Source organism: Cerasibacillus quisquiliarum, from assembly GCF_014202495.1.
GTDB classification, from domain to species: domain Bacteria; phylum Bacillota; class Bacilli; order Bacillales; family Amphibacillaceae; genus Cerasibacillus; species Cerasibacillus quisquiliarum.
Map to the genome: position 1 here is coordinate 47,926 of NZ_JACHHA010000001.1, position 14,336 is coordinate 62,261.

General features: G+C 32.4%; 18 protein-coding genes and 1 pseudogene. 14 read left to right on the forward strand and 5 right to left on the reverse strand.

What is annotated here, in order from left to right:
• Positions 1 to 5: 5 nt before the first annotated feature.
• From HNQ35_RS00355 to HNQ35_RS14365, 8 genes and pseudogenes are all read left to right on the forward strand, one after another.
• Positions 6 to 881, forward strand: a complete 876-nt coding sequence (locus HNQ35_RS00355; protein ID WP_170226577.1) for a polysaccharide deacetylase family protein — start codon at positions 6 to 8, stop codon at positions 879 to 881.
• Between the two features lie 70 nt (positions 882 to 951).
• Positions 952 to 1,242, forward strand: a complete 291-nt coding sequence (locus tag HNQ35_RS00360) for a hypothetical protein (RefSeq protein WP_246118028.1) — start codon at positions 952 to 954, stop codon at positions 1,240 to 1,242.
• Positions 1,235 to 1,486: a holin gene (locus HNQ35_RS00365; RefSeq protein ID WP_146935292.1), complete on the forward strand. Its 252-nt coding sequence runs from the start codon at positions 1,235 to 1,237 to the stop codon at positions 1,484 to 1,486. Before HNQ35_RS00360 ends, HNQ35_RS00365 begins: the two co-directional genes overlap by 8 nt.
• Positions 1,487 to 1,534: 48 nt before the next feature.
• Positions 1,535 to 2,533 carry an N-acetylmuramoyl-L-alanine amidase gene (locus tag HNQ35_RS00370; RefSeq protein ID WP_146935290.1) on the forward strand — a complete coding sequence of 333 codons (999 nt, stop codon included), beginning with the start codon at positions 1,535 to 1,537 and terminating at the stop codon, positions 2,531 to 2,533.
• A 323-nt stretch (positions 2,534 to 2,856) separates the two neighbouring features.
• Positions 2,857 to 3,378, forward strand: a complete 522-nt coding sequence (locus HNQ35_RS00375) for a Panacea domain-containing protein (RefSeq protein WP_170226575.1) — start codon at positions 2,857 to 2,859, stop codon at positions 3,376 to 3,378.
• A 4-nt stretch (positions 3,379 to 3,382) separates the two neighbouring features.
• Positions 3,383 to 4,327 (forward strand): hypothetical protein, encoded by a 945-nt coding sequence (locus tag HNQ35_RS00380; protein WP_146935286.1) that lies wholly within the window; start codon positions 3,383 to 3,385, stop codon positions 4,325 to 4,327.
• Positions 4,328 to 4,860: 533 nt separating this feature from the next.
• Positions 4,861 to 5,157 (forward strand): hypothetical protein, encoded by a 297-nt coding sequence (locus HNQ35_RS00385; RefSeq protein ID WP_146935284.1) that lies wholly within the window; start codon positions 4,861 to 4,863, stop codon positions 5,155 to 5,157.
• Positions 5,144 to 5,827: pseudogene (locus HNQ35_RS14365) on the forward strand (ABC transporter ATP-binding protein). Before HNQ35_RS00385 ends, HNQ35_RS14365 begins: the two are co-directional and overlap by 14 nt.
• A gap of 303 nt (positions 5,828 to 6,130) precedes the next feature.
• On the opposite strand, the gene HNQ35_RS00395 reads toward HNQ35_RS14365, so the two are convergent.
• Genes HNQ35_RS00395 through HNQ35_RS00405 form a run of 3 tightly spaced genes read right to left on the reverse strand, consistent with a single transcriptional unit; the run spans position 6,131 to position 7,996 of the window.
• Positions 6,131 to 6,529 carry a VOC family protein gene (locus HNQ35_RS00395; protein WP_146935282.1) on the reverse strand — a complete coding sequence of 133 codons (399 nt, stop codon included), beginning with the start codon at positions 6,527 to 6,529 and terminating at the stop codon, positions 6,131 to 6,133.
• Entirely contained in the window at positions 6,516 to 7,307 is a 792-nt protein-coding gene (locus HNQ35_RS00400; protein WP_146935280.1) for a phosphosulfolactate synthase, read from the reverse strand. The genes HNQ35_RS00395 and HNQ35_RS00400 overlap by 14 nt, the downstream gene beginning before the upstream one ends.
• Positions 7,289 to 7,996 (reverse strand): 2-phosphosulfolactate phosphatase, encoded by a 708-nt coding sequence (locus HNQ35_RS00405; protein WP_146935278.1) that lies wholly within the window; start codon positions 7,994 to 7,996, stop codon positions 7,289 to 7,291. The genes HNQ35_RS00400 and HNQ35_RS00405 overlap by 19 nt, the downstream gene beginning before the upstream one ends.
• A gap of 1,467 nt (positions 7,997 to 9,463) precedes the next feature.
• Here HNQ35_RS00405 and HNQ35_RS00410 point away from each other — a divergent pair.
• The 6 genes from HNQ35_RS00410 (at position 9,464) to HNQ35_RS00435 (ending at position 11,996) form a co-directional block, all read left to right on the forward strand.
• Positions 9,464 to 10,051 (forward strand): sigma-70 family RNA polymerase sigma factor, encoded by a 588-nt coding sequence (locus HNQ35_RS00410; protein WP_246118032.1) that lies wholly within the window; start codon positions 9,464 to 9,466, stop codon positions 10,049 to 10,051.
• A gap of 15 nt (positions 10,052 to 10,066) precedes the next feature.
• Positions 10,067 to 10,276: a helix-turn-helix domain-containing protein gene (locus HNQ35_RS00415; protein WP_146935419.1), complete on the forward strand. Its 210-nt coding sequence runs from the start codon at positions 10,067 to 10,069 to the stop codon at positions 10,274 to 10,276.
• Positions 10,277 to 10,290: 14 nt separating this feature from the next.
• Positions 10,291 to 10,464 (forward strand): YvrJ family protein, encoded by a 174-nt coding sequence (locus HNQ35_RS00420; protein ID WP_146935274.1) that lies wholly within the window; start codon positions 10,291 to 10,293, stop codon positions 10,462 to 10,464.
• 5 nt (positions 10,465 to 10,469) lie between these two features.
• A complete protein-coding gene (locus tag HNQ35_RS00425; RefSeq protein WP_146935272.1) occupies positions 10,470 to 10,655 on the forward strand; it encodes a hypothetical protein in 186 nt (61 codons plus the stop codon).
• A gap of 359 nt (positions 10,656 to 11,014) precedes the next feature.
• Positions 11,015 to 11,794 carry a phospholipase A2 family protein gene (locus HNQ35_RS00430; RefSeq protein ID WP_146935270.1) on the forward strand — a complete coding sequence of 260 codons (780 nt, stop codon included), beginning with the start codon at positions 11,015 to 11,017 and terminating at the stop codon, positions 11,792 to 11,794.
• 37 nt (positions 11,795 to 11,831) lie between these two features.
• Positions 11,832 to 11,996 (forward strand): hypothetical protein, encoded by a 165-nt coding sequence (locus HNQ35_RS00435; RefSeq protein ID WP_170226573.1) that lies wholly within the window; start codon positions 11,832 to 11,834, stop codon positions 11,994 to 11,996.
• A gap of 1,037 nt (positions 11,997 to 13,033) precedes the next feature.
• Here HNQ35_RS00435 and HNQ35_RS00440 read toward each other — a convergent pair.
• Positions 13,034 to 13,363, reverse strand: a complete 330-nt coding sequence (locus HNQ35_RS00440) for a Rossmann-fold NAD(P)-binding domain-containing protein (RefSeq protein WP_146935268.1) — start codon at positions 13,361 to 13,363, stop codon at positions 13,034 to 13,036.
• Between the two features lie 547 nt (positions 13,364 to 13,910).
• Positions 13,911 to 14,228 carry a rhomboid family intramembrane serine protease gene (locus HNQ35_RS00445; RefSeq protein WP_146935266.1) on the reverse strand — a complete coding sequence of 106 codons (318 nt, stop codon included), beginning with the start codon at positions 14,226 to 14,228 and terminating at the stop codon, positions 13,911 to 13,913.
• Positions 14,229 to 14,336: the final 108 nt, after the last annotated feature.

A 14,336-nucleotide genomic window follows, 5' to 3' on the forward strand; every position in this document is an offset into this window, starting at 1 on the left:
GCAACATGAAAAAACAATATATTTTTTTAGTATCACTTTTTTCTTTGACAGTTTTAGTTTTCTTAATAGGATATAGTAACTTTGGTAAACTATCAGAAGAGCAAATCGAGAGTGCAAAAAAATATAATGAAGCAAAAGAGAAACAAAGAAAATTAGAAGAAAAAGAAAAGAAAAAAATTGAAAGTCTTAAATACCCTTTATTAGTTTTTACTTTTGATGACGGTACGAGCACAGATTACAATATAGTTTATCCTATGTTTAAAGATAAGGGGATTAAAGGGACATCTTTTGTTGTCGGTGATTGGGTTAATAAAGAAGGATTTATGAATGTTGATCAGATTAAGGAAATGTTAGATGGAGGATGGGATATTCAAGGGCATACATTCGAACACAAACGATTAAAAGAGCTGCAAAGCGAAGAAGTGGTGGAGCAGGTAATAAAAAACAACCAAAAATTCAAAGATTTAGGCTTGCCCGAACCAAAACACCTTGCATTGCCTTATGGTCAAATTAATGAAAAAGACAGAGATTTAGTAGCGGAACATAGAAAAACAATCAGGAATGTAAGTTCTACATCGCACGGAAAAACAAATGAATGGGATAGTATTGATTTTTCAAGCTTAAATGCAGTTAATATTGACACTACCGACCTTAAAGGAATAAAAGAGGACATCGACTTTGCAATTGAGACTAATTCCATTATTATCTTATTCGGTCACGAGATTGGGGAGGGTGAATATCAAACACCCTTGCAAACACTGGAAGAAATTACAGATTATATCGTTAAAAAAGACATAGAGACAGCGACTATTAGCGAAATGTATGATAGAGTGATAGAGTTTCAAGAAAAAATAAAACAGTTGGAACATACTGCGCAATAACTAAAAATATGAAAGAGTCCTTTAAGGGCTCTTTTTTCATGCTCATTTTTAATAAAGGAGTTGATTAATATTGGAATTCGCATTACTAGGTGCAGTTAGCACTGTATTCGGTATGGTAATCACTTATTTCACGTTCATGAGAGGACGTGACAAGAGTATAAAAAACGAAGCAGAGGATGGGGCAGTGATCAAAACGAAACTAGATTCCATCGGTAAAGGTGTTGACGATATTCGCATCGATCTAAAAGCAAATGAAAAACAAATGAGTCGCATGAATGAACAGCTTATTCGTGTAGATGAAAGTACGAAGTCAGCACACAAACGTATCGATAAATTGGAGGGGGTGAGAAAGCATGGTTGAAATCCTAGCAATGGCCACCGCTATAGCAGCAGTCACAAGCGGTGTTGTCCAAGCAATCAAAATGACGGAGTTAGTCGACAAACGATATATGCCTTTGATGGCGATTATTGTCGGTATGTTACTAGGCTTACTAGCAACTTTTATGGATATTAATTTAACTAGTCGATTATGGGCGGGCGGTATTAGTGGATTAGCATCTGTAGGACTTTTTGAGTTAGGTAAAAACACAGTAGATAAAGAGTAATCACTTAGGTGGTTGCTCTTTTTTATATTACAAAAAGGAGTAGATAAAATGACAAAAATCTATATTGATGCAGGACACGGCGGTTCCGATCCAGGGGCAGTTGGGAATGGTTTACGTGAAAAAGACTTAACATTAATGATTGCTAAACACACTCAAGATTATTTAAAGGGATATAATTGCAGTGTTAAAATGTCACGAACAAATGATAAAACTTTATCATTAGCACAACGTACTAATGACGCTAATAAATGGGGCGCTGACTTCTTTTTAAGTGTTCATATTAATGCTGGTGGCGGAACTGGATACGAGGACTTTATTTATAATGGGGTAAGTAATACGTCTAAATCAGCCAAATTGAGAAATACAATTCATAGTGAAATCAGTAAGGTGTTGACAAAATACAGTATTACCAACCGTGGGAAAAAGAAAGCCAACTTCCATGTCCTTAGGGAAACGAAGATGCCGGCTGTACTTACTGAGAACCTATTTATCGACAGGCGTGAAGATGCTAATTTACTAAAAGATGATAAGTTTCTAAAGGATATCGGCCAAGCACATGCTAAAGGTATTGTTAAAGCTTTTAAATTAAAGGGCGGTAGTGGTAGTACAAGTACGTCAAAACCTAGCAAACCAAAACAATCTAAAACCAGCAAATCTAACAATAAACAAACATCAAATTACACTGGAGACAGCATTGTTGATTATTTAAAGTCAATCGGACAACCATCATCATTTGCACATCGTAAAAAGTTAGCACAGCAACATGGCATAAAAAACTATACTGGTACTGCAAGCCAAAACACTAAATTACTTAACGCTTTACGTGGAAATAAAACAACTGCAACAAGTGTCAAAAACTACATTCCACGAACATTCAAGGTTGGTCAAAGAGTACGCATAAAATCATCTGCTAAAACATATAGTCGATCCAATGTGCCGATCCCTAGCAAGTATAAAAATAAATCGTTGACAATTCAGCAGGTGGGTAAGGATGATGTACTAATTAAAGAGTTATATAGCTGGGTTCGTAAATCGGATACGTACTAAAAAAATAAAAAAGAGGGCAATTAAGCCCTCTTTTGTAGATAGTTTCGTCCAGTATCGTATAGATTGTATTTGAATGCATTTTAACACATTTGAGCTTGTTTGATTACGTTTGACTGCGTTTAAATTCATTCAAAACGTCTTTTGAATTTACATTTACTATTCTTTGTAATATACTTGAAATAGTAACATTGTACGGAATTTCGCATATAAACAGTTGGAAATGTCATGTAAATACATCTTTTTGTTACATATACTCATACTATGTAGTAGTAGTTGGTTATGTATAGAAAGATGCTTTTTAATATCTAGAAGGAGGGATGGATATGTATCGGGCTCTACAAATCGCTAACTATATCGTGTCGGTAGCATTTAGGATTGGAAGACCAATCACTAACTTACATTTACAAAAGATATTGTATTATTTACAAGCAAAAGAACTTGTTTTTGAAGGAATTCCTTTGTTTAATGATACAATTGAAAAATGGAAATTAGGCCCAGTCGTTCCTCAAGTATATCATGAATACAAAGAGTATGGATCGCAGCCTATTGAAAAAATTGCAACCGAAATAATTTTCGATGATAAGACATTTGACATTAAACCTGTAGAGTTTAATGAAAACGATATCGAAGATGGAACCAAAGAGAATATTACGCCTGATATAATTTCACTTTTAAATGAAGATCCTTTTAAATTAGTTGATTTAACTCATGAGCACCATCCATGGAAGAAATATAAAGAGCGTATTGAAGATGGAGAAAAGGGATTGAAATATTCAAATGAGGAAATATATGATTTCTTTACAGAGTTCCCAGAAAAGCTATATGAAGTACTAGGGGGAAGTTAATGGTATGAAAGATATCCTAGATTTGATGACAAAATCAAAGTTATTAGACTCTGATGAACGTGGTCAAGAGTCTCTTTTTTTTAGACTTAAAAACTATTATGAAGAGAACGGAAGACATAAATATTCAGAGGTAAGTCGATATATTTTCAATTTAGGAGATTCGGATATTGATGTTCTTGCTGTTAACTTAAATTTAATCGCAAAATTTGCTGAAAAGAAAAATGAAGATAATATTAAACATAACATTAACAAGTTAATTGACCATACTGACTTAGCCCATATTCAAAGAAAATACATAGAAAATGAAGTAAAAAAGAACGAACGTTTATTGAGAGGGATCCACCAATCAACAATGAATGTCAGGTCAGAGTCTCAAAAGTTAACACAAGAACTAGTTAAAACTAAAGAAAGTCTTAATGAAAACTATAATAAAATTTCTTCTGATATAGACAAGTATAAATCGAGTATCTATACTCAGTTTGTAACAATATTAGGTATTTTTACAGCTATAACATTTGGTGTATTTGGCGGTATGGAAATATTGGGAAATGTCATGTCTAATATAGTAGAGGTTAGAGTTCCAAAATTGTTAATGTTTTCAAGTTTAGTTATAGGATCTATCTTAACAATACTCTACATGTTATTAACAGCAATATCGAATATAGTTCAGTTACCGATTAGAAATTGTGGATGTAAAAGGGATGACCCTTGTAATCATACTCCTTTTCAAAAACACCCTATATATTTTACTGGTATGATGACTACTTTATACTTATTTTTAATAGGAGTCATATCACATGGATATGAAACAGAAAATTTAAGAGGAATACCTTTATTGGATAGAATAATGTTGAATGGTTCAGGCATTTACATTTTATCATTTCTCCTGTTTATCGTTATTATGATAATATTTTTATTGATAAATAATCACATGAAAAGTAGTAAATAGAATAAAAGACTATTATTACGGAATAGACCACCCACCAGGGCGGTCTTTTTTATATCAATTCGCCATCTCTTATAGTTCCATCATCTGAATAAGTTCCACAAATTGAACACTTCTGACACATCTGATCACCTCGAAAATATTTTAACATAATCCCCCCTAACCGAGTTTAGTTTCGGTTATAGAGGCAGAAAAGAAAATATCACAAAAATATCACGCTAATTTGTAACTGCGTATAGCTATAAGAACGGATGTTCTAAAAAAATAATGATAAACCTATATTTTTATACAGAATTATATGTGTGAATAACCATGTAAAAACACAAGACATATGCCAGGCATGATGTAATTAAAACTTAATAAACGTTGATATGACGGGGTTTGTCTAATGACAGACCTCGTTTTTTGATGAAAAACCAACATAAAACCAACAAAAATTATAGTTCTATTTTTTTAGAAGAGCATGCCCAGTTGCCGCTGTTATTGTTTTATTGTATGCTCTGAGTTTAACGACGATCTATCAAACGTTTCGTAGATTGTGGGAGCAGCGAGGTGCTGAAATCAAGTTATTTCAAACGATCGGTTGGGATAAGCAGTTTGTGCGCCATTATTTCTTAAAGGAAATATTAATTTGGGCAGGAGGTTCGGCGGTACTAGGCATGCTTGTGAGTATGGGGACAATGCTATTATTGTTTGATCTGACACTGACAATCGTCCTATTACAAAGTGCCGGATTGGTGCTCATCATCAGTATAGCAATCACATTTTCATTATATACGTTAAGTAAAATGAACGTAAAGGGAGGAACGATAGATGCACATGGAGCTTCGTAATATTCATAAAACCTATGAAACGAATGTGGATTCGATTCATGTTTTAAGGGATATTTCCTGTACGGTTGAAAATGGGGAGTGGCTGACAATTACAGGTCCCTCTGGCTCAGGAAAAACGACGTTGTTACGGTGTTTATCCGCGATTGAATTAGTGGATGAAGGAACTGTTACAGTTGGTGGCATGTCGTATGAAAGTGCGTCAGACGATGAACGACGTCGCTTTCGAAGGGAAAATATCGGCTATATTTTTCAGGACTTTCAATTGTTTGATCAATTTGATGTGTTAACGAATGTGATTATTCCTCAACTTCCCGATCACAACTGGTCTGAAATCGAGAAGCGTGCAAAAGAATTACTTAATCTCGTTGGCTTGACCGAACGGCTTCACCATATGCCTACTCTATTATCAGGTGGGGAATAGCAACGTGTCGCCATTGCGCGAGCCCTTATGAACGATCCACAAATGTTATTGTGCGATGAACCGACAGGTAGTTTAGACATCGAAAATAGAGACCAAGTCATTCAAGCATTGCAAGAAATACACGCTCAAGGGGTGACAATCATTCTTGTGACACATGATCCGGAACTTGGAGCATATGGAGATACGATGTATGAACTACGCGCAGGACATCTAACGAAAAAAGAGATGCCAGAAAGAAAATATGGATAAATCGAATAATCTCCGTTCAAGCGCTTTTGGGCGCTGAGTATGGAAGCTGTGCTAACGCTGATAATTTCATTCGTTATGTTAATAGCATTCATTATGTCTGATAAAAATAAAAAATCCCTCATGCACTTTAGCAGGTCAGTGAGGGATTTTTTATCATAGAGCCTATCTCTCTTGTCAGGATTCGGTCTGTTGGTGACCGTTTCATGTTACAGCAAGGGCGGTCTTTTGTTATGCTATGGATTTCTAATTATAGAATATGTCGTTTGAATCAATAAATACATATATTTAAACATCCGTTCCTTTTTAATAAGCCATTTCGGCATCATGATAATACTTGAATTCGAGTAAGTTATTCGCCGGGTCGATCAAAAAGAATGTCAAATGTTCCTCTCTTTTTCCTTCAAATCGTACCATTGGTTTATTAAAAAAGGGAAGGTCTTTTTTTATTGCGAATGCTAATGTTTTCTCATACTCTTCTTTATCTAAAAATGTAATACCGAAATGACGTGGATACATCGAAGGTTCAGCATCAATATTTTCCGGGCTTAAATGGCAGACGAGTTGGTCACCAAAGAAATCAAATGTTACGCGATCATCATACCTTCTAGCCAACTTGCACCCCATCTTTTCATAAAAATCTACTGTTTCATCCAACTCTTTGCATGGAATAGCTAAATGAAACACTTTATTATTGTCTCTCATTTAATATCCCCTCCAATTTAAAAATATTAAAGGTGTCGGATCGTAAACCTAAGCGTAACGTTTCAAGTGAAATGACATCTTGAAGGGAAATATTTGCAAGATTGACATCCGCTCCTAGCTTTTTTATAAAAAATGTTTGCATCTTTTTAGTAGGTGCCTCAAAAATTAATGTTTCGACAGGGATAGAGGCATCTAGGATTAAATCAAGTATATCCATTCGTATATTCCCATCTTCCCTACAAATTCCACTTGTTCCACTTTCTCTAGATTCCAAGATTACTTTTGTAGCTCCGGCTTGTATATCTTGTTGTATATATTCGAGCCATGTCAATGAATCTTGTGCGTTGGCCTCTGTAACATCTTTTTTACCCACTTCACTAAATACGATAAATTCCTGGGAAAACTCTGATATGAATTTAGCTTTTTCACTGTTATCAATGGCCACTGTTCCATTAGATAGTTCAACATAGTTACACTCAAATTGTTTACAGTAATCATAATAATGTTCGACTTTACCTTGGATTAAAAACTTTTCAAATAACGTACCACCGAAAAAGAATTCAATGCTATGATTTCGTAAACATTCTATCTTCTGATGCAAACTGTTTGTTACGAGGGATGTTCCCCAGCCAAACTTTACTAAATCAATATAGTCGCTGAAGCTGCTAATCGTATCTTTAAAAAAACCTAAAGGTACTCCATTATCAATTAGAATCGTTAAACCTTTCTCTCGTGGTTTCATTTCTCTCATTGGAAGAATTAACTCTTTTTCTTGCATACATTTACCCTCTCAATCATCGGTATTTTAGCATTCTTTCTAACCTTCATGACAAAACCCGTATCCAGCTCAATCATGCAATATTCTATATCTACGCGGTTAAAATATGAATTATTCTCGTCAAAAAATTTTTCGGCTACATGCGAATGTTTAATCCGTTCTGCTACCTTCTTACTTGAAATCGTATTTGAATCTTCAAGGATGCTTTTTATATACTCTGCACAAGCCAAATCGTCATCACCACTTGGATGAGAGGCTATAATATTGATACTCTTCTCCCGATCTTTTGCAAACTTATTTTTTATAAATTTTGCTGTCGTTTTTGCATTCGCGTATCCAGTTACAAACACATGATCTGATGACAAGCAATGCAATGTAGCTTTAACGCCGTTAGTTGTTTTTTGAATAAGCGTTTTTCCAGTCAAGTTTTTTGCCTTCATATTGTAAGGAGAATTGTCTAAATCAAATCCTTTAATCGGAAAACCATTAATCTCTCCAGCTAAAAGAAAATCAGGATTTTTCATTTTTAATTGAAACGCCTGTTCCAGATTTTTGGCCAGGATAATCCGTTTGACACCTTTTAAAAAAGCATAATGAGCTACTGTAAAAGCTCGGATAACATCAATGACAATCGTAATGTTTGCAGCAGTTGGCGGAGCTGTGTTTCCTTGATAAATTTGAATATGCATGTGTTAAATTCTCTCCTAATGCCCTCCACGATCTAAATGGGGTTTTTCTTGATTGTACTCAGGTCATTACACAAAGTATATTCGCCCAATGACTATACGTTACAAATAAACATGTAACCAATATTGGTTTGGTTATTAAATAATTGAAGAGAAAAAAGGTGAAAATTGTACTTATGATTATTGAAGTGACTCAGAATATTGGGGTATCTGCTGTACATTTGACTTTTGGCGAAAGAATATAAAAAAGGTAGCGGCTGCCACCTTTAATAATCTGGTTTTTTATTTCCAGCAGATACTTTAGACATTTATTTTGAGGAAACGGTTATTACTTATATTTAGTAAATGTAAGAGAATAGTTGTATCTCTGTTAAATAATGTGATAAGGAAAGTTGATGATATATCAATGTTTACATTTATTCGCATAAATATATAAAATGAACAGTCTAATGCTTAGCATGATGTAATAACAGCCTCTAAACCCTATTATATCAAGGGTTTAGAGGTTGCTATTATTTTCGTGACTATAATTACATTTAGGACTAAAAATATTGTTCATTAAATTACTAAATTGATTTGTACATTCTTAGACTATCATTTATACCAAAATCAATTCGTTTTCAAGTTATGTCTCAACCCCGAAAAAAACAAATGTCTTGACAAAATTCCTCACTCTCATTGGCAAAGCCTTTTATGTTTGGTCATGGACAGGTAGGACATCAAAATTTGATAATATCGTTGAATTTCGTTACACTGCATACTCACACCACATTCTGCCTTCTTCATCCTTATTTTATGGGATTACTTTTTTAAGTTTTACGATTGTATCAACCTAATTTGTGAATTTTTCTCAAAGCCACAGTAGCAGATATACGGTAATTACGATAGTTAATTGTAGTATTGATATTACAAGAACATATGATTGCTACTTGAGAGACCATTTGATTTCTGACGCTGGTTCAGCCATTGAAGAAGGAAAACGAAGGTCCTCAAAAAGTCATATTATATCATTCGTCACCAGACATGGCTGATATAATTACCTTCGAAACCATAGATGATTACGTAGAGGATCCACGATTATAGCCGTAAGGACAATCATCCCATCAATAATAAAGGTGAATTTATTGATTATTCCCATGCCCAAAAATATGATAATAGATTAAAATTTATTGAAGGCAGTTTGAAGCGTTTACAGAATAATTTTCCAAAGAAATGACTACATAGTAACACTAGGTAAAGATAGAAATGATGTGGATAGACTGACTAAAAAAGTGTTTCTATTCTACTAGAAATAGGCAATTTGCAAAAATTTGACACTACCGAATTGAAAAGGGTGCTAGTACAGGTATAGGATTTTTAAATATTTAAAAGAGTTACAATAGCTCAATTTGGTTTATTATTTAGCCATATACTTCACTTTAGTATTTGAGAAAATATTTATGAAATATATTTAGGAGGTGTGGAAATTTGATGAAAAAGCCATCAGCCAACTTTATGATGCTAAAACTTATAGAACAAAATAAAGATGTAATTCAAAACCCTATTATAAAAAGCTTCTTAGATAAAAAAGAAAATTATAAGTTAGTTAGTAATGCTATTTCCTACCCTAGTGAAAAAAATAAAAATGCAGTAGATAAGGCGTTTAAAGAACATTATAAACAAATTAAAAAAATGGCTTACATTAGTAATTTAATTCATTTTTTTAGCATTGATTATGATAAAAAAATCAGGAAGTTAAATAATCGATACACTCTAATTCTTGATAAAGAAATAACAGATAATAAAGACACCACGTTTAAAGATCTCGTAGTATCGAAACCTCTATATACACAAAATATTTTTGGTAACAATTTAAAAGACCATATTGAAAACATTGAATTATATGAAGCACTAAAATTACTTACTGAAAAGCAATTATCTATTTTGGAAATGAAATTCTTAAAAAACATGACAACAAAAGAAATTGCTGAAACAACAGAAACTACCCCTCAAAACATTTCCAACCAATTTAATAAATCTATAAGAAAACTGAAAAAGCTATTGATAAAAAAGGAGTGAAAGAGATTGAATGATATGAAAGCAAATTGTAGAGAAGCCGAAGAAATTTTGCGAATGTTCGACCGTAAAATAAAAAAGTCGCTAAAAAATACTAATTATCAGGAACAAGAAGATTTAGAACAGGAAATTAAATTAAAAATTATTGAGAAAATTTTTACCGTTAAGTTTAGCGATCCCCCTAGTTTTTGGTGTTTTTTTAAACTCTCAAATATAAATAAGACTTGAAAAGAGGAATTGTAATGACACCTGAATCAATGCCAATATGGGTAGGTATTATTGGAAACTTTGGATTTCCTATTGCTATTACAGTATATCTGTTTGTTAGATTTGAGAATAAAATTGATAAACTTGAAAAAGTTATTTTAGGACTTTCAACGGTGATAAAAGAAGTCAATAAAAATAAAAGGAAGTGATTATTTTGGGAATCGATTATTTGATGGCTTGCTATTCTAAAACAAGAGAACTATCTAATTTTTATAATGAATGTTTAAGTAATGATAATATATCAGATGATGAAAAAAAATTAATTTATGCTATATTACTAAATAACGTTAAATCTTCAAAGAAGATAAAAGAGTACATTAAAAATATAGATACTAAATAATTACGTTATTTATTCGGATAAATGTAGCATTTGTTAGCAATTATTCTCTATTTATTTCAAAAAGTACAAACACAATCTATTATTCAACATTATTTTTACTTTTTTCGACGGGATAAAAGGCTGAACATAATAATAAAGATATGAATTTAAGCAACATATTGTCAATAAATGCAACGATAATAATATAGCTAATGGAGTTTACTATAATAAATATTGGTAATTTTTTATATGCAAACATAAAAAAATAAATGTAAAATAATACCAATAAATTTCTTAATAAGTTTATTTTTTAAAATTAAATCCTCTTTATCAAAATAAGAGAGTATTTATATACTCTTAAAAAAAGGAGGAATGATAATATGGAAGAAAGTAAGTGGGAAATAGGTGTAGTTTCTGTTACTAATCCTTCTGTAAAAGGATTGGATTGGCTAACACCGAAACATAACGAACAATTAAAGAAACTTTTAGATTACGCAGGCTTAAATATGAATATCAGTAAAACAATTTTTGAACAAGATTCTGCAGAATTAGCATTTGAGATTGGAAAAAACTTTAAAGCAAATGTAACTGCACAGTTCATAAAATTTAACAATTATACTAAAATTGAAATTGTAAGTAGTAATAAACTTCCTTTTTATGCTCGTTTATACCGTTTAATAAAAGATGAAATTAATAACAAAAATATTCTTCAATTAATAGTCGTTGAAGGTGGAAAAATTATAGTAGATAAAAAAGAAGAAACAGAAATTAATTCGTTAGATTTTATTACTATTTATGAAAGTTTAAGTAACAAAAATAATAAAGATGAAAATATAACTCCGCAAGCATGGTATGATAATATTCCTTGTATAGCGAAAGGTTGCTGTGTTTTTACTGAACCAGCTTGGGTTGGCGGTCCATTAATTCCGATTGCATACAATTGGTGTGGGGCTAAATGTGGAAGTGGAACTCCTGTTAATTCAATAGATGTTTGTTGCAGAACACATGATTATTGTTATGGGTCCTTCAAATCATACCCAGCTCGATGCAATTGTGACCGAAATTTAATCAATTGTTTAGATGGTATTTATGGACATGGACAAACTCCGACTTTAATTCGTACAGCTTTTAGATTGAAAATGAGATCACAAGGATGTTAATAACTAATATAAACCACTGATAAAGGGGAATAAAAAAATGTCAAATAACAAACTAAACAATGAAAATAAAAAAAACAAGGAGTTAAATTATATTCCTTTTTGTTCTAAACATTGGAATTGTTGCTATCATGAAGGATGTCCTGCAACATTTGGTTATATTCCAAGTACAGGTAAGGAAATATTTATCAAATGCGGTTGTTAATAAAAAAACTTAAAATAAATCTAACCTAAAGGGATTAATTCTTCCCTTTAGGTTTTTTTATAAAATCAAGTGATAATTCATATTGTTATTTCTAAATAATACGTTATAATAACAAATAACACTTTATGAGGGGGTACTAAATATGTTAAGGAAACTGTTGACATTCATATCTATAACCTTTTTAATACTGTTATTTCTAATGTTAAGTTATAGTTCTTCAAGTTGGTATAGTTCCTTTTTTGATTCTCTCTGGGAAATAAATGCATTTTTCCCTCTTTTTTTCGGAATTATAAGCATACTAAGTGCTTTTTGGGGTATAAAAGGAAGTATTAGATTAACTCTTATTTTGTTAAACACATTTATTCTTATAATGTTTTTTATTGCTTTTTTAATGGGATACTATGGATTCAAAGAGCCCTAATTTGCATTATCATTATAAAAATAAAATATCATGAATAAAAACTATAATTTGTATAGAAGTACAGCTTTATATATCAATTTGTTATAGTAAACATTGTTCTTTTCAATACATTATTAATAACCTGTGATTTAGCACTCCATCCCCTTTGTAGTCAATATTATCAAGAATTTTGGCTATATCATCTTCAAAATAAATATCGATTAATTTCTTGCTATTTCTTCGCTTTTTTTTGTTCCATGACAGCTTTTAGAATGCCTTTCTGTTCTGGTGGCATGTGCTGTCATCGAGACTTAGAAAAGTCAAATCCAGAAATCATATGCTTGTTTAAAAAACTAGAAGTTGAAGGTTAAACATAGATCCGCCATCCTTGAAATCAATGTCATGTGTACTCTCGGCGGATGGAAAAATTAAATCTAAATACAGTGCTCTACCGTACAGATAATTCACGATGAAATTCATGAATCTACATTGATATTATAATCTATTTCACCTTGTTTAGGTTTATGGGCCAACATACGATTCTTATCTATAAATTGATGATGACTATAAACACCAAAAAGAGGTACTTGCCTTTGCCCTCTGCTTTTTGAGTTTTTAAAAAGCTCCTTATTAACTTTTATTTCCAAAATATATAGCGAAAAATACCGCCGGTTATCGACAGTACATTTAGTCGTATTTCTAGTTGTGCAGAGCTATGTATCCAAGCAATCACATAATCAAATGCACCATGAACTTCAAGAGCATGCTGTATTCCTTCTTGCAATTTCAAGGTGTCTCGGTAATCAATGAATTGATAATGAACTTTGTGTTCGTAACCGCTAGGGACAGTTTGCTCCAACTTTTCTTTGTTTCTTCCGATTAACATTGTTTTATTCGCTTGTTTAATCACCCATGATGACATTTCTCGTAGCATACCCGTACCACCAATAATAAGTACATGTTTCATCATTTCCACCTCCACAATGACATCGAGTATAGAAAAGCAAATCTATCTTTACAAGGTAAATCTGCTTTTATTTATAATAAAAACAAATAAAGACGGTTATTTTTCATTCACAATTACGCCATAAACATTTTGCGAAACGCTCTAACACGTGGTGTGTAAACGCCTAAAAACTTTCTATATCACTATAAAATTTATCAATTATCGTCCGAGATCTAAATTATTCGCACGTGTATTAAACAGTGTATATATATTAAAAAGATGTTTTATATTCCTTCTCAGTTTAGACCTACTTATGGTCTTGTTCCTAGCCTTTTTGTAATATTTATTTCTATAAATCTCAAAAGGATCGACAAATTTCTGTAACATAGACTTAGTATAGATTGCTTCGGAATTGAAATAATTCACTTGTACCCGTCGATTGCCCCCTGTATGTAATGAATTTGAGACACGAAGTACGAAGTACCCGTGCAATATCTTTTGAGCTAGGATCTCCCTGTAATCTAGGGTGAGCGTATGTCAACTACAGGTTTGGAATAGAAGGATTACTTTATTCAGTCGTTTGTACCTTTTCTTCCTTAAATAATGAATCAATAAAGGCAACTAAAATTCCACCGAAAAAGCCACCAAGATTTACAGAGATTACTACACTCGGAATCAAAAAGGTACTGACACATCCGATGAGCAACATCATGACCGTAAACCGTTTATCATTAGCGGAGATTCGATCGAAATATCGAACCGCTAAAAACGTAAGGATCCCGATAAAGCCAAAAATCGGTCCTGAAGATCCCGAGATAGGCATCTGGCCTTCGTAAAAAAAGTAAAATAAAACACTACCACTAATTGATGTGCAATATGTTCTCAGCCTTTATTTAAGACTATCATCATAATAATTACCTGCCAATTGTGAAATTTCAACAAAATTAAACCCTTGTGTTTTGTGAAGATCATCTATGATTTTGTCAAGTTTATA